Annotated in this window: 13 protein-coding genes; 11 read left to right on the forward strand and 2 right to left on the reverse strand. The window is 74.2% G+C overall.

Features of this window, described 5'->3' with window-relative positions; translation table 11 throughout:
• Positions 1–60: 60 nt before the first annotated feature.
• The 10 genes from ACIBPC_RS10280 to ACIBPC_RS10325 all read left to right on the forward strand — a co-directional run bounded on the left by ACIBPC_RS10280 (position 61) and on the right by ACIBPC_RS10325 (position 10,088).
• Entirely contained in the window at positions 61–1,587 is a 1,527-nt protein-coding gene (locus ACIBPC_RS10280; protein WP_398842644.1) for an anthranilate synthase component I family protein, read from the forward strand.
• Positions 1,584–2,186, forward strand: a complete 603-nt coding sequence (locus ACIBPC_RS10285; protein WP_398842647.1) for an anthranilate synthase component II — start codon at positions 1,584–1,586, stop codon at positions 2,184–2,186. Before ACIBPC_RS10280 ends, ACIBPC_RS10285 begins: the two co-directional genes overlap by 4 nt.
• 198 nt (positions 2,187–2,384) lie before the next feature.
• Positions 2,385–3,131, forward strand: a complete 747-nt coding sequence (locus ACIBPC_RS10290) for a phenylalanine--tRNA ligase beta subunit-related protein (RefSeq protein WP_362961115.1) — start codon at positions 2,385–2,387, stop codon at positions 3,129–3,131.
• A gap of 40 nt (positions 3,132–3,171) precedes the next feature.
• Positions 3,172–4,389, forward strand: a complete 1,218-nt coding sequence (locus ACIBPC_RS10295; protein WP_398842651.1) for an ATP-grasp domain-containing protein — start codon at positions 3,172–3,174, stop codon at positions 4,387–4,389.
• 1 nt (position 4,390) lies between these two features.
• Positions 4,391–5,662, forward strand: coding sequence for an MFS transporter (locus ACIBPC_RS10300; RefSeq protein ID WP_398842654.1), 1,272 nt, complete (start codon positions 4,391–4,393; stop codon positions 5,660–5,662).
• A gap of 62 nt (positions 5,663–5,724) precedes the next feature.
• Positions 5,725–7,029, forward strand: a complete 1,305-nt coding sequence (locus ACIBPC_RS10305) for a TrpB-like pyridoxal phosphate-dependent enzyme (protein ID WP_362961108.1) — start codon at positions 5,725–5,727, stop codon at positions 7,027–7,029.
• A 64-nt stretch (positions 7,030–7,093) separates the two neighbouring features.
• A complete protein-coding gene (locus ACIBPC_RS10310; protein ID WP_362961105.1) occupies positions 7,094–7,762 on the forward strand; it encodes a flavodoxin family protein in 669 nt (222 codons plus the stop codon).
• Between the two features lie 141 nt (positions 7,763–7,903).
• The gene (locus ACIBPC_RS10315) at positions 7,904–8,284 is read left to right on the forward strand and encodes a cupin domain-containing protein (RefSeq protein WP_398842657.1); all 381 of its coding nucleotides are present in this window, start codon (positions 7,904–7,906) and stop codon (positions 8,282–8,284) included.
• Entirely contained in the window at positions 8,281–8,646 is a 366-nt protein-coding gene (locus tag ACIBPC_RS10320) for a chorismate mutase (protein ID WP_398842661.1), read from the forward strand. Before ACIBPC_RS10315 ends, ACIBPC_RS10320 begins: the two co-directional genes overlap by 4 nt.
• Complete coding sequence (locus tag ACIBPC_RS10325; RefSeq protein ID WP_398842664.1) at positions 8,643–10,088, forward strand: UbiD family decarboxylase domain-containing protein; 1,446 nt, start codon at positions 8,643–8,645, stop codon at positions 10,086–10,088. Before ACIBPC_RS10320 ends, ACIBPC_RS10325 begins: the two co-directional genes overlap by 4 nt.
• On the opposite strand, the gene ACIBPC_RS10330 is transcribed toward ACIBPC_RS10325, so the two are convergent.
• A complete protein-coding gene (locus tag ACIBPC_RS10330; protein ID WP_398842666.1) occupies positions 10,054–11,583 on the reverse strand; it encodes a PLP-dependent aminotransferase family protein in 1,530 nt (509 codons plus the stop codon). The genes ACIBPC_RS10325 and ACIBPC_RS10330 overlap by 35 nt on opposite strands.
• A 115-nt stretch (positions 11,584–11,698) precedes the next feature.
• A complete protein-coding gene (locus tag ACIBPC_RS10335) occupies positions 11,699–12,343 on the reverse strand; it encodes a choice-of-anchor M domain-containing protein (RefSeq protein ID WP_398842669.1) in 645 nt (214 codons plus the stop codon).
• A 202-nt stretch (positions 12,344–12,545) separates the two neighbouring features.
• On the opposite strand from ACIBPC_RS10335, the gene ACIBPC_RS10340 reads away from it, so the two are divergent.
• A complete protein-coding gene (locus ACIBPC_RS10340) occupies positions 12,546–14,753 on the forward strand; it encodes a choice-of-anchor M domain-containing protein (protein WP_398842672.1) in 2,208 nt (735 codons plus the stop codon).
• Positions 14,754–14,806 lie beyond the last annotated feature (53 nt).

Below are 14,806 nucleotides of genomic sequence, written 5' to 3' on the forward strand. Positions count from 1 at the left end.
ATGTCGTTGCAGTCGAAGGCGTATCCGCCTGGCGCCAGCGCCGGGGAGACCGTCCGATCCATGACCGCGTGGCAGGCCGCCGTACGCTCCGGCCGGGTGCCGGTGCGCGTGGTCGCCGAGCCCTTACCGCACGTCGACGCGCCGCGCCTGTACGAAGCCCTCGCCGCGACGCGGGAACAGGGCGACACCTACCTCTTCGAGAGCCTCGACGGCCCCGACCGCGACCGGTACTGGACCGCCGTCGGCTGCGGCCGCCTCGCCGAACTGCGCGTGTGGGCCGACCGCGTGGAGCTGTCCGCGCCCGGCGCCCTCGGCGAGGCGCTGGTCGGCGCGCTGACGGCCGCCGTGGGGGAGCCGGTCGTCCGGGCGGGGCAGGTCGCCGTGTGGCGCCTCGCGGGGGCCGACGGGATGTGGCCGTTCGTCCGGGCGGCGCAGGCCGCGTTCGACGTGCGCACCGCGCTGCCCGCCGACTCGTTCGCCTTCGGCTTCCTCACGACGCTGTCGTACGAGGCGGCCTGGGCCATGGAGGAACTGCCCCCGCCGCCGCCGGGACCCGAGACGCCGCGCTGCACGCTGACGCTCTTCCGCGACACCGTCTGGTACGACCTGCGGCGCGGCGGCGTGCGCCATCTGCGCGCCGACGGACCGCTGTTCGGCGACCTGGAAGGGCAGGAGCCGCTGCTCTCGGTCGTGGACCGCGTGGCGGCCGGGACGGACGGCGGCGGCGCGGCGGTCCCGCCGGCCCCGGCGCCGCGGTCGGTGCGCGACACGGTGGACGAGGAGACGTTCGTCGCGCGCGCCAAGCGGTGCCTGGGGCACATCGGCGTGGGCGACAGCTACCAGATCCAGATCGGGCACCGCATCGACGTCGAGAGCGACCTGACGCCCGCCCAGGTCTACCGGCGGCTGCGGCACCGCAACCCGTCGCCGTACATGTACCTCGTCCCCTGGGCCGGGCGGACGGTGATCGGCGCGAGTCCCGAGCTGTTCGTGCGCGTCGAGGACGGCACGCTGTCGATGCGCCCCATCGCGGGCACCGCGCGGCGCGCCGCCGATCCGGCGGAGGACCGGCGCCGGGTGGAGCTGCTGCGTGAGAGCGCGAAGGAGCAGGCCGAGCACGTGATGCTGGTGGACCTGTGCCGCAACGACATCGGGCGCGTGTGCGTGCCGGGGACGCTGTCGGTGGACACGATGATGGACGTCGAGCCCTTCGCGTACGTCCACCACCTCGTCTCGACGGTCTCCGGGCGGCTGCGGGAGGGCACGGACGTGTGGGGGGCGATCCGCGCGACGTTCCCCGCCGGGACCATGACAGGCGCGCCGAAGCTGCGGGCCATGGAGATCATCAACGACGTCGAGGACCAGCCGCGCGGCATCTACGCGGGGGCGCTGGGGCTGGTCGACATGCGCGGGTACGCGGTGCTCGCGCTGTGCATCCGCACGGTCGTGCACGACGGGGAGCGGTACAGCACCCAGGCGTCGGCCGGGGTGGTCGCGGATTCGGACCCCGTCGCCGAATGGCGGGAGACGCTGGCCAAGATGAGCGCCACGTACTGGGCGCTGACCGGTGAGGAGCTGCTCGGGTGAGGGTCCTGCTCGTCGACGCGTACGACAGTTTCAGCCACATCATCGATCAATATCTGCTCACACTCGGGGCGGAGACGGACGTCGTGCGGTCGCGGACGCGCACGGTGGAGCAGTTGGTGGACTCGGCGCCGGACGCCGTGGTCCTCGGGCCGGGGCCGGGGCACCCGGCGGACTCGGGGCACGTCGAGCTGGTCCACGCGTTCGCCGGGCGCGTGCCGCTGCTGGGCGTCTGCCTGGGGCACCAGGCGATCGGCCTGGCGTACGGGGCGCGGATCGCCGTCGCGCGGAACCTGATGCACGGGAAGACGAGCCCGGTCGAGCACGACGGGCGGGGCGTGTTCGCGGGCGCCGCGCGCCCGTTGACGGTGACGCGCTACCACTCACTGATCGTGACCGATCCGCCGGCCGAGCTGGCGGTGACGGCGACGTCGCGGGACGACGGCTATGTGATGGGCGTGCGGCACCGGACGCTCGCCGTGGAGGGCGTGCAGTTCCATCCGGAGAGCGTGATGACGGAGGACGGCAGCAGGCTGTTCGCCAACTTCCTGGCGGGTGCCGGGGCGGAGGCGGGGGCCGTGCCGGCGGCCGGGCGGGGCTGACGGCGTGCGCCGGGGACGCGGCGTGACGGGTGCGCCGCGCCCGGCGGGCGCGCAAGTGGCCTGATGGAATTCCTGGGAATTGGCCACATCCGGCATGCCGCCGACTGCTTACTGTCAGTCACAACGCCGCAACGCCCCACGCCGACCACAACGCCCCACCCGTCACCCGCACCGACTCACCGAAGGACCACCGCGCTCATGGACAGCACCCGCCCCGGCGACCGCAGCCTCGCCGTCACCGTCGACGCACGGCTGACGGCGCGCGTCCCCGGCTACGTGCTCGGGCTGATCGCCGTGCCCACCGCCGACGTCGCGCGGGAGGCACCGGCCACCGACGCCCTGCTCACGGCCGCCGAGGACCGCCTGCACGCCGAACGCCTCGGCAAGGCGGACGTCTCGGCGCTGCCCACCATCGCCGCCTGGCGCGACGCCTACCGCATCACCGGGGTCAACCCCAACCGCTTCCCCTGCGCGGCCGAGTCCGTCCTGCGCCGGGTGGCCAAGGGCGAGCGGCTGCCGCGGATCAACGCGCTGGTGGACCTGTGCAACGCCACGTCGCTCGACCACCGCCTGCCGGTGGCCTCCTGCGATGTCGGGGACATCGCCGGCGAGCTGTCCGTCAGGCCCGCCGACGGCACCGAGACGTTCCTGCCGCTCGGCGCGCCGGACCGGCCGGAGCGCCCCGACCCCGGCGAGATCGTCTACGCCGACTCCTCCGGCCGCGCCCACTCGCGGCGCTGGAACTGGCGGCAGGGCGACGTGGTGCGGACCGATGTGGGGCGCCACCGGCTGCTGCTCACCGCCGAGTCGGCGCACGCGCAGGGCCGCGCGGACGTCGAACGGGCGCTGGGCGCGCTCGCGGACGCGCTGGACGGGCTCGGCGTGAAGGCGGAGCCGCCGCTCGTCCTCGACCGGTCGGCGCCGTCCGCCGTCCTGTTCGGCTGAGCCGCGCCCGTCCCCCACGACCCCACCGAGGAGTTGCCCCATGGACCGTTCCATCCTGGTCGTCCACCGGCCCGCCGCGGGACGCTACACCGCCCAGTTCCGCGCCGTGGCCGGGGCCGCCGCCGGGCTCGGCGTCCGCACCGTCGTGCTGCTGCCCGAGGGCGAGGAGGCGCCGGAGGCCGAGGGGCTGCCGTGCTACCACGCCGACCTCGACAGCACGGCCGCCGTCCGGGCCGCGGTGGACCGGATCGTCACCGAGCACGCCGTCGAGCGGATCTTCCCGCTGTTCGAGGGCGACGTGCTGCCCGCCGCGCACAGCCGCCGCGACCACGGCATCCCCGGTCTCGTCCCCGACCAGGCGCTCAACTTCCGCGACAAGAACGTGATGCACCGCAGGGCCGAGGAACTGGGCGTCCGCGTCGCCCGCTCCCGCCGCCCCGACACGGTGGGCGCGGTCGCCGAGTTCGCGGACGCGGTGGGCTACCCCATCGTCGTCAAGCCGTACGCGGGCTGGGCCTGCGGCGACACGTACCGGGTGGACGACCGCGCGGATCTCGACCGCGTGTGGGCGCTGATGGGGGACGACCGGCACGAGTACCGCGTCGAGGAGTTCGTGCGCGGCGCGGAGTACCACGTGGACTCGCTCTTCCAGGGCGGCGAGCCGGTCTTCGAGCAGCTGTCGCGCTACACGTACTCCGTCCTGGAGTACCGCGACGAGCCGGGCGGGACGATCTCCCGCAAGTACGGCCTGACGCCGGGCGAGCGCCGCATCCTGGAGCTGAACGCGGTGGTGCTGCGCGGCTTCGGGCTGCGGACCGGGGTGGTGCACGCCGAGTTCTTCCTCCAGGACGACGGCGCGGTCGTGTTCGGCGAGGCGGGCGCCCGCGCGGGCGGCGGCTCGATCGTCCCGGCCATCGAGGCGGGGCGCGGCATCAACCTGGCGGGCGAGTGGTGCCGCCTCGAACTCGACCCCGGCCACCGGCCCGCCGCCCGCCTCGGCCCGGAGATCGGTACCGAGTACCTCGGCTCGCCCGCCGTCGGCCGCATCACCGGCATCACCGGCGCGGGCGAACTGACCGCGCTGGAGGGCGTGCTGGCCGCCGACGTGTGGAAGGGCGTCGGCGACGTGCTCGCCCCGCCGACGCGCTCCAACGACGTGCTCGGCTGGTACGTGTGCGAGGGCGAGGACTTCGAGGACGTCCGCGCGCGCTTCAAGACCGTCCGCGACGCGTTCCACGTCCGCACCGAGCGGGTGTGACATGGCCTGGACCCGGTTCTGGACACGGTTCGGCGAGCTGCCGCTCGCGCTGCGCGTGCTGTTCGTCGCCTCCTTCGTCAACCGCGCGGGCATGTTCGTCTTCCCGCTGCTCGCCGTGTACCTGGTGCGCGGCGAGGGGCTCAGCGCGGGCGAGGCGGGCCTGCTGATCTCGGTCGGCAGCACCGGGCTGCTCGTCGGCAGCCTGCTCAGCGGCCCGCTGTGCGACCTGCGCGGCAGGCGGACGGCGCTGCTGGCCGCGCTGCTGCTGAACGCGGGCGGCTACCTCGGCCTCGCCGTGCTCGACGGCCCGCCGTGGACGTACGGCGCGCTGCTGTTCGTCGCGCTGGTCGGCATGGGCGCGTTCAGCCCGGCGTCGAACACGCTGGTCGCCGACCTGACGACGCCGGAGCAGCGCCCGTTCGCCTACACGCTCAGCTACGTCGGGAACAACCTCGGGATGGGCGTCGGACCGCTGCTCGGCGGCGTCGCGGCGGCGTACTCGTACGGCGTCATGTTCGCCGGGAACATCCTGGCGGGCCTCGTCTGCGCCGCGCTGATCGCCGTGTGGGTGCCGCGGGACCGGCCGGCGCGCGCGGACGGCGCGCGCGAGCGGCGGCGCGCCGGGCCGCTGGGCCACGGGCACGTGCTGCTGCTGGTCCTCGTCTCGTTCTTCTACGTCGTGCCGCTGATCGGCCTGGAGTACGCGCTGCCGCTGGCCATCACGACCGAACTGCACGAGTCGGCGGGCTTCGTCGGCGCCGTCTACACGATCAACAGCGTCGTGGTCGTCAGCCTCGGCCTGGTCATGGAGAAGCACATCAGGGGCTACGGCACGAAGCCGCTGCTGCTGGTCGCCGGCCTGCTGTGGAGCCTCGGCCTGGCCGTGATCGCCTTCGGCTTCTCGCTGACGGCGATCCTCGCCGCCACGGCGGTGTGGACGCTCGGCGAGATCATCGTCTCCGTCGTCGTCCCCACCTACATCGCCGACCACGTGGACCAGCGGCGCGTCGGAAGCTTCATGGCGCTCAACGGCTTCGTGCTCGGCGTGGCCAGGCTCGTCGTCCCGGTCGGCCTCGGCGTCGTGTGGACCGCCGAGGGCCGCGAACCCGTCTTCCTCATCCTGCTCGCCGCGCCGCTCGCCGGCATGGCGGCCTACGCGCTGCTGCGGACGCGCCCCGCCCCGCTCGCCGCCGCCGCACCGCACCCCGCAGACACCCCCGCGCCACCCACCGGCCAGGCCAGGACGGCGGACGCGCGGGGGCCGGGCGGCTGACCGTCCCCGGTCGGACCGCCCGCCGCACAGCACCGGTTCCACCCGATCGACAGGAAGTTGCCATGCCGCAGACGAAGTTCCTGCTGTCCGAGGACCGAATGCCCACCACCTGGTACAACGTGGTGGCGGACCTGCCCAAGCCGCTGGACCCGATGCTCCACCCCGGCACCCGCGAGCCGGTCACGGCCGCCGACCTGGCGCCGCTCTTCCCCGACACGCTGATCGAGCAGGAGTTCACCACGGCGCGCACCGTGGACATCCCCGGCGCCGTCCTCGACGTGTACCGGCAGTGGCGGCCCAGCCCGCTCGTCCGCGCCCGCCGCCTCGAGCAGGCGCTCGACACGCCCGCCCGCATCTACTTCAAGAACGAGGGCGTCAGCCCGGCGGGCAGCCACAAGCCCAACACGGCGATCCCCCAGGCGTACTACAACAAGCAGGCCGGTGTGGAGCGGCTCACCACCGAGACCGGCGCCGGGCAGTGGGGCAGCTCGCTCTCCCTCGCCTGCCAGTACTTCGGCCTCGTCTGCGAGGTCTACATGGTGAAGGTCAGCTACCAGCAGAAGCCGTACCGGCGCGGGCTGATGGAGACGTTCGGCGCGAGCGTCACGGCGAGCCCGAGCGAGACGACCGAGGCGGGCCGCGCCGCGCTCGCCGCCGACCCCGACTCGCCCGGCAGCCTGGGCCTGGCCATCTCCGAGGCGGTGGAGGCGGCGCTCGCCAGCAACGGCGCCGCCAAGTACGCGCTCGGCTCGGTCCTCAACCACGTGCTGATGCACCAGACGATCATCGGCCAGGAGGCGCTGCTCCAGATGGAGCTGGCCGAGGACTACCCGGACGTCGTGATCGGCGCGGCGGGCGGCGGCTCCAACTTCGGCGGCCTCGCCCTCCCGTTCCTCGGCGAGCAGCTGCGCGGCGGCAGGGCGGTGCGCGCCGTCGCCGTCGAGCCCGCCTCCTGCCCGAGCCTCACCGAGGGGCGCTTCGACTACGACTTCGGCGACACGGCGGGCATGACGCCGCTGACCAAGATGCACACCCTCGGCCACGACTTCGTGCCGCCGAGCATCCACGCGGGCGGCCTGCGCTACCACGGCATGGCGCCGATCATCAGCGCGCTCAAGGACCTCGACTACCTGGAGGCCCGCGCGGTGCCGCAGACGGCGTGCTTCGAGGCCGGGGTCACGTTCGCGCGCAACGAGGGCATCGTCCCGGCGCCCGAGTCCACGCACGCCGTGCGCGCCGCCATCGACGAGGCGCTCGCCGCCCGCGAGGCGGGCGAGGAGCGGACGATCCTCTTCTCGCTCTCCGGACACGGCCACTTCGACATGCAGGCGTACATCGACTACTTCGCCGGGAAGCTCACGGACTGACCCGGCGGGGAGCGAAGGATGCACAGGACCGGCCCGCCCGGCCCGTGACTCTTGGGGGACCTTCATGCACGTCGTACAAGGAGCACAGCCCGTCATCCTCGGCATCTCCGGGTCGGAACGCCCCGGAGGGAACACCGATCTCGCCCTCGACCACGCGGGCACCCTCGTCCGGGAGCGCGGCGGCGTCTTCCGGCAGATCCACCTGCGTGACCACCGGATCTCGCCGTGCAGCCCGTGCGGCGACTGCAACAGCCGGACGCTGCCCTGCGAGGTCAGGGACGACATGCCGGCCATCGTCGAGCAGATGAAGCAGGCCGACGGCATCGTGTACGCGGTGCCGGTGCACGGCTTCGGCCTGGCGCATCTGATGCAGATCTTCGTCGAACGGGCGGGCGTCGGCTTCCTGCGCTTCGACCGGCCGCTGGCCAACAAGGTCGGCGGCATCATCGTCACCGGGCGCCGCTACAGCGACGGCTCGGTGCACCACCAGCTCGTGGACAACCTGCTGCTCAACAGGATGATCCTGGTGGGCAGCGGCTTCCCCGCCCTGCTGCGCAACGCGACGGGCACGCCGGGACTCCACGACACCGAGGGCCTGGACGCGCTGGAACGCATGATCCACCGCATGGTCGACATGACGCTGCTGCTGCGCAGCGCCGCTTCGGGCGAAGGGGAGGTGCTGCCCCTGGACGACCGCAACGAGCGCGTCCAGCGCCACCGTTCGGCGTCCTGAGCAGGCACCTTCCCGGACAGTCCCCCCACATCCGCTCACCTCCCCGGCCCGGCGTACGCGCGCGGCCGTACGCGACCGCGCGCCCGCCGTGCCACCCCGTACCGTTCACCAGCCCCACCGTCCAGTGAGGAGACACCACCCATGACCACCACGCCCACCTCCGGTTCCGCAGAGGCCGCCGAAGCGGCGGTCCCGGCACTCGTCGGCATCGACTTCGACTCCATCCCCTGGGAGAAGTGGCACAAGCCCGGCGCCGACGGCCGCGTGAAGCTCGCCTACACCGGCGGCCTGCGCATCCGCCTGATGGAGCTGCCCGCCGGGTTCAACGAGGAGGAGTGGTGCGAGCGCGGCCACCAGGGGTACGTGCTCCAGGGCACGTTCACCATCCACTTCGACAACCGCTCGGTGCCCTGCCGCCCCGGCATGGGCTTCATCATCCCGGGCGACGAGCGGCACCGCTCCCAGGGCTCCGACGCCGAGCCGACCGTCGTCTACGTGATCGACGAGGTGCCCGCCCCGTGAGCGCCGCCGACCCTGTCACCGAGTCCACCGTCGAGCCGGTCGCCGAGCGCGTCGCCGAGCTGCGCGTCACCATCGACGCGCTCGACCGCCGCATCGTCGCCCTCCTCGCCGAACGCACCGCCGTCGTCCGCGAGCTGACCGAGCACAAGCGCGACGAGCGGACCGTCCGCTCGCCCGGCCGCGTCGAGCAGGTCGTCGCGCGCGTACGGGCGCTGGCCGAGGAGCACGGCATGCCGCCGGGGATCGCCGAGGCCGCCTACCGCGCCCTCATCGCGGAGCTGACCGCGATGCAGATGGAACGGCTCCACGAACGGCGCGCCGCCGCCGGGAGCACGACCGGGGCCGGGGACGGGGCGACGTGACGCCGCCCCGCCTCGCCGACCTGCGCACCGCGCTCGCCGGGCTCGACCCGCTGCCCGGCGAGCTGGTGCGGGTGCGGGAGGAGGTCCCGGCGCGCTTCGGCGTCTCCCACCGGTACGCGAAGTGGGCCGGGACCCCGGCCCCGCCGCCGACCGGCCCCGGGCCAGCCGTCCTCTTTGAACGGGTCGCGCCCGGCGCGCCGGACGCGGAGGCGCGCGCCGTCCTGATCGGCCTGTACGGGACGCGCCGCCGCGCCGCCGCCCTGCTCGGCACGACCCCGGCCGAGCTGCCCGCCCGGCTGCTGGACGCGGTCGCCGCGCCCGTACCGCCCGTGCGGATACGGGAGGAGCGGGTGCCGGAACGGGTCGCGCTGCCGCCGGACCTGACCGCGCTGCCGGTGCCGGTGCTGACCGACGAGGACGCCGGCCCGTACCTCACCCTCGGCGCGGTCCTGGCGACCAACCCGGAGACGGGCGTGCGGAACCTGTCCGTGCACCGGATGTGCGTGCAGGGCCCCGACCTGCTGTCCATCTGGATGGTGCCGGGCCGCGACCTGGAGGCGGCGCACCTGGCGGCGCAGCGTCTCGGCCGCCCGCTGCCCGTCGCGGTCCACATCGGGCTGGCCCCGGCGATACTGCTGTCGTCGTGCTGCCCGACGTCGCTCGTGCCGGAGAAGACGGACGAGCTGGCCGTCGCGGGGGCGCTGGGCGGCGCGCCCGTCGAACTGTCCATTTGCCGCACGGTGGACGCGGAGTACATCGCGCACGCCGAGTACGTCCTGGAGGGCGAGCTGCTGCCGGGGCCCGTGCCGGAGAATCCGGAGGGCCCGGCGGCGACGCCCGAGTTCCTCGGCTACCAGGGCCGTGCCCACCCGGGGCTGCCGACCGTGCGGGTCACGGGCGTGACGGCTCGCGAGGGCGCGATGTTCCAGACCGTCTCGGGTCCCGGGCACGAGCAGTCGGTGCTGCTCGGCTTCGGGATGGAGGCGGCGGTCCTCGACGTGCTGCGCGGGCGTGGCGCGCCGGTGGCCGGGGTGCACTGCCACACGGCGGGCGGCGGCCAGTTGATGCTGGTGGTGCAGTGGCGCGCGAAGCGGTCGGCCGGGGAGGACGCGGTGGTGCGCGCGGCGGGCGAGGCCGTCCTGGAGCAGTTCAGGATGGTGAAGCTGGTCGTGTCGGTGGACGAGGACGTGGACGTCGAGTCGGACGCCGACCTGTGGTGGGCGGTGGTCACCCGGCTCCAGGCGGACCGGGACATCGCCGTCCTGCCCGACCGTCTTGGCTTCCCGCTCGACCCGACGCAGTCCACGGCGTACTCGGACACGGTCTCGGCGGACGGGCGTACGGCGAAGGCGCACTTCGACTGCACCGTGCCGTACGCGCACCGCGACCGGTTCCGCAGGCCCGCGTTCACGGCGCCGGAGGCCGCCGCCCCCGTCCCGTAGCCTCGCGCACCGCGTCGGCGAGCAGCGCGACGCCCTCGGTGATGCGGGGGGCGGGCAGCGTGGCGTAGCCCATGAGGTACGCCGGATGGTCCGGCGGTTCCTGGACGAAGTAGCCGGACGCGGGGTAGATCCGCACCCCGCGCCCGGCCGCCAGGCGGACCACGGTGTCCTCCAGGCGGGGGTCGAGCCCGGTGAGGGTGACGAGGACGTGCAGGCCCGCCGCCTCCCCGGAGACGCGGACCCCGGCGCCGAAGTGCTCGTACAGCGCGCCGAGGAGGCGGCTCCTGCGCTGCCGGTACAGGCGCGTCATCCGGCTGATGTGCCGGGCGTACGCGCCGGTGCGGATGAAGTCGGCGAGCGCCTCCTGCGCGACGGTCGGCGTCAGCCGGTCGGTGATCCACTTGATGCCCAGGAACGGCTGGACGAGGCGCGGCGGCGTCACCGCGTAGCCGATGCGCAGCGCGGGGAAGAGCGTCTTGCTGAAGCTGCCGACGTACACCACCGTGTCGCGGTGCCGCTCGGCGGCCAGGGCGGGGAGCCGCTCGGCGGTGAACGTGAACTCGTTGTGGTAGTCGTCCTCCAGGACGGTCGCGCCGCGCTCGTACGCCCAGGAGAGCAGGTGGCGGCGGCGTGCCTCGGACATGATCGAGCCGGTCGGGAACTGGTGCGACGGCGTGACGTACACCAGCCGTACGCGCGCCGGGTCGAGGCCGCGCGCCCGCACGTGGGCGTCGATGTCGGCGACGCGCAGCCCTTCCTCGTCCACCGGCACGGGCACCACCGCGCCCTCCGAGCAGCCGAACACCTGGCGCAGCACGGTGTGGCTGGGGTCCTCGATGACGACGACGTCGCCCTGCCGGACGAGTATCCGGGTGAGGATGTCGAGCGCCTGGGTGGCGCCGCCGGTGACCATGACGCGGTCGGGGGACGCGTCGAGGGCGCGGCTGTGGCGCAGCAGCGCGGCGATCTCGGCGCGGAGGGCGGGGGAGCCCTCGGCCGGTCCGTAGCCGAGGGCGGCGGCGTCGGCGCGGGCGTAGGCGGCGTGCAGGGACTGGCGCCAGCGGGCGACGGGGAAGTCGGCCAGGGCGGGGGTGCCGTGGCGGAAGTCGATGCCCACGCCTGGCTCGCGGACGGGGGGCGGTTCCCAGGGCTGCCAGAGGGAGTTGGCGCCGTCGGTGGGGACGGGCGGCTGGGGGGCGAGGGCGGCGGGGGCGCGGCGGGGCGGGGGGACGGGGGCGGCGGGCGTACCGGCGACGGTGGTGCCCGAGCCGCGCCTGGCGGTCAGGACGCCCCGGGCGGCGAGGAGTTCGTACGCGCGGGTGACGACCGTACGGGACACGTCGAGCTGGTGGGCGAGGTCGCGGGAGGGCGGCATGGTGTCGCCCGGCCGCAGCTGTCCGGCGCGGACGAGGGCGACGACCTGGTCGCACACCTGCTGCTGGAGCGGTGTGCCGCCGTCGCGGTCGAGCACGATGAGCAGTTCCACCGACCCCATGGCCGCCCCCGGTTCCCGTTCCTCCGTCCCCGTCGAGTGTGGCACGGGCCACTGACACGGGCGGGCGACCCTGGCCGGGCGCGGGGGAAGCGCCGTGCCCGGCCAGGGAGTCCGCTCAGCCGACGGTGAAGTGGTACGCGGTCGGCTCCGACGTCACGACGGTGCCGCCGGGGAGTTCGGCGCTCGCCTGGAAGGTGAGGGTGTAGTCGCCCTCCGCCTCGAACGCCCAGTTGGTGTGGTGGTGGTCGCCCGCCGTGGTGGTGAAGGCGTCGGGCAGGCCGTCGCCGCTGTCGTAGTTGACGACCGGCAGGCCGGACACGACGTCGTACGCGCTGACGTCCCCCGGGCCGCTGACGGCGGTCAGGGCGACGGTGACCTCGTCGTCCTCGAACGCGCCGGACGGCACCTCGTGCGCGGCCCAGCCGGCGAACAGCAGGTCGGGGTTGTTGGTCTGCGGGAGGACCCAGACGGGGTCGCCGGGCGAGCCGAGGAAGGCGTACGCCGGGTTGGACGGGACCGCCAGCTCCGCTTCGGGCTTGACCCGCAGGGTGACGTCGGCGGGGTCGCGTTCGACGCCGGTGCCGGTCGTCTCGTCGTGCAGGCCGAGGGCCAGTTCGCCGTCCTCGTAGGAGACATCGATCACATCGACGTGGCCCTCGGAGAGGACGACGGGGGCGGCGGACGCGGTGCCGACTGCCAGCGTGAGCGCGGCAGTTGCGGCGCCGGAGCACAGGACGGCGCGGGTCAGACGGGTGGACATGGAGACCTCCGGTTCGACGGGAGAGCGGGTGGTGCGCTGGAAACGCGTGGCTCACCTTAGATAAAACGACAATCATATTCAACTGTCGGACGTCACCTCGTGGGTCGGCGTGCGCCGGAGTCGGCCAAGGTGTCGATAATGATTGTCGTTTCATATAGCCTGCGGGGCGCGAGCCTGTGCGGCTGAGGGGAGATCCACCGTCATGAACCACGGAAAGCGCTCGCGATGGCGCGCAGCCGTCGCGGGCACGCTGACCGCCCTGCTGGCGGCCGGCGGTGTGGGCGCCGCCCGCGCGGCCGAGCCGCTCGTCCTCGACCACGGGCACATCGACGCGTTCCATGTGTCCGTCTCCGGGGACGAGTTGCTGCTCGACCTGACCGAGGATGTGACCGGCCGGGGCGTGCGCCACGATCCGGAGGACGTCGTGCTCAAGGTCAAGGAACAGGCCTGGGGCGAGATACCCGCGGGCTATCCGGGGGCACCGGCCGCGTACGTCCTGCCGCTCACGCAGGACCCCGCCCTCATATGGCCGGGCTGGGACACCAACGCCACGGCGGCGAGCGGGTACACGGACGTGACCCTCGACATCACCGACGTCGAGGGTCCGGGCACGGTCAGCCTCCACACGCTGTCCGTCTTCGGCGAGCCCCAGTCCCTCCTCGTCGGCGGCGGATACGAACTGCCCGGCCGGATACGGGAGTCGCGGCCCACGCACACCCACGCGCAGTGGGTGTTCCCCGAGGCGGGTGACTACCGGCTGACCGTACGCGCCCGCGCGACCGACCCGGCGACGGGCGCCGTTCTCACGAGCGGCGAGGAGACCTACCACTTCGAGGTCGGGGACGCGCCCGCCGAGCCGGTGGGCCTGTCGGTGACCGGCCTCGCCGACAGCTACCGGCCGGGCGACCCCGTCGAACTGACCGCCGTGCCGGACGGCGCGACGGACCTGGACGACTACCGCTGGTACACCCGCGCGTCCGCGTCCGACCCGTGGACGGAGAGCGGCGACGAGGACGGCGCCGCGTACCGGGGGACCGCGCGTACGGACGGGGAGCAGGTCAGGGCCGTACTGCTCGACGGCGACGGCGAGGTGGCCGCCGAGTCCCAGCCGGTGACGGTCCACGTGGAGGACGACGACGGCGGGCAGCCGTCCGTACGGCTCACGATTGGCGGGCTCGTGGAGAGCTACCGGCCGGGCCAGACCGTCGAGTTGACCGCCGCGCAGGACCCGCCGGGCGGGGAGGGGGACCTCCGCTGGTCCGTCCGCGACCCGGGCGGCGAGTGGGAGGCGGGCGCGGAGGGCACGGCGTACGCGTTCGAGGCCACCGAGGCGCTGGACGGGCGCCGGGTCGTGGTCGGGCTGTACGACACGGCCGGTGAACGGATCGCGGAGTCGGCGGCGGTGACCGTACGCGTGCGCGCCGACGAGGAGCCCCCGCCCGGCGGCGGAGACCCGCAGACGCCCACCCCGCCCACCGACCCGCCCGGCACGCCGGACGACCCGGGCGCGCCGCCCACCCCGCCCGGCCCCTCCGGCCAGGACCCGGACCCCGCGCCCGCCTGCTATCCCGTCGAGGAACCGTCGGGGGAGCCCGGGACCTCGGCCCCCGCCGGGGAACGCGTGGTGCTGGACCACGGCCATGTGGACGCCTTCGCCGTCGGGGTGGACGCCGGTGAGCTGGACCTCCAGCTCACCGAGGACGTGACCGGTTCGCATGTCGCGCATGAACCGGAGGACGTCCTCCTGCACGTCAAGCAGGACGCCTACACCGAGGACATCCCGGCGTCCTACCCCGGCGCCCCGTCCGGCTGGCTGCTGCCGCTCACCCAGGACGCGGACCTGCTGTGGCCCGGCTGGGACACCAACGGCACGGCGGGCAGCGACTACACGGACGTGACGATCGAGATCACCGGCGTGAACGGTCCCGGCGACGTGTACCTCTACTCGACGACCTCCTTCGGCGGCGCAGCGCCGCTGCTTGAGGGCGGCGGCTACCAGCTGCCGGGCTCGCTGCGCGAGGAGACGCCCGCGCACACGCACGCGCAGTGGACGTTCACGGAGGAGGGGGAGTACACGCTGACCGTCCGTGCGGTGGCGACCGACCCGGCTTCGGGGCGCTCGCTGACCAGCCGCGCGGCCGAGTACACCTTCGCGGTGGGCGAGTTGCCCGACGGCGCCGACGTCAGGACGTCGGGCGCGGTGGCACAGCAGACGAGCACCGTCGGCCGGACGGCGGACGGCGAGCCGTGCGACCTGTCGGACGAGCAGATCGCGGGCGGGGGCGGGGGCTCCCTCGCCGGGACCGGCAGCGACCTGCCGCCGCTCGCGCTCGCGGCCGCCGTGGCGCTGCTCGTCACCGGCGCGGGCGGCGTGCTGTACGCGCGGCGCCGGCGGGCCGGGCGCGCGTAACCCGGACGGCGTGCGCGCCGGCGCGGACCGACCACCCGCGCCGGGGCGTGCGC

Origin of the sequence: Streptomyces sp. NPDC049879, assembly GCF_044461265.1 — a bacterium.
Taxonomy (GTDB): domain Bacteria; phylum Actinomycetota; class Actinomycetes; order Streptomycetales; family Streptomycetaceae; genus Streptomyces.

Bases quoted from the DNA above. Each gene is read 5' to 3' on its own strand.
- ACIBPC_RS10315 (WP_398842657.1), top strand. From the start codon at position 7,904: ATGACCACCACGCCCACCTCCGGTTCCGCAGAGGCCGCCGAAGCGGCG.
- ACIBPC_RS10300 (WP_398842654.1), top strand. From the start codon at position 4,391: ATGGCCTGGACCCGGTTCTGGACACGGTTCGGCGAGCTGCCGCTCGCG.
- ACIBPC_RS10305 (WP_362961108.1), top strand. From the start codon at position 5,725: ATGCCGCAGACGAAGTTCCTGCTGTCCGAGGACCGAATGCCCACCACC.
- ACIBPC_RS10335 (WP_398842669.1), bottom strand. From the start codon at position 12,343: ATGTCCACCCGTCTGACCCGCGCCGTCCTGTGCTCCGGCGCCGCAACT.
- ACIBPC_RS10290 (WP_362961115.1), top strand. From the start codon at position 2,385: ATGGACAGCACCCGCCCCGGCGACCGCAGCCTCGCCGTCACCGTCGAC.
- ACIBPC_RS10295 (WP_398842651.1), top strand. From the start codon at position 3,172: ATGGACCGTTCCATCCTGGTCGTCCACCGGCCCGCCGCGGGACGCTAC.
- ACIBPC_RS10340 (WP_398842672.1), top strand. From the start codon at position 12,546: ATGAACCACGGAAAGCGCTCGCGATGGCGCGCAGCCGTCGCGGGCACG.
- ACIBPC_RS10330 (WP_398842666.1), bottom strand. From the start codon at position 11,583: ATGGGGTCGGTGGAACTGCTCATCGTGCTCGACCGCGACGGCGGCACA.
- ACIBPC_RS10280 (WP_398842644.1), top strand. From the start codon at position 61: ATGACCGCGTGGCAGGCCGCCGTACGCTCCGGCCGGGTGCCGGTGCGC.
- ACIBPC_RS10310 (WP_362961105.1), top strand. From the start codon at position 7,094: ATGCACGTCGTACAAGGAGCACAGCCCGTCATCCTCGGCATCTCCGGG.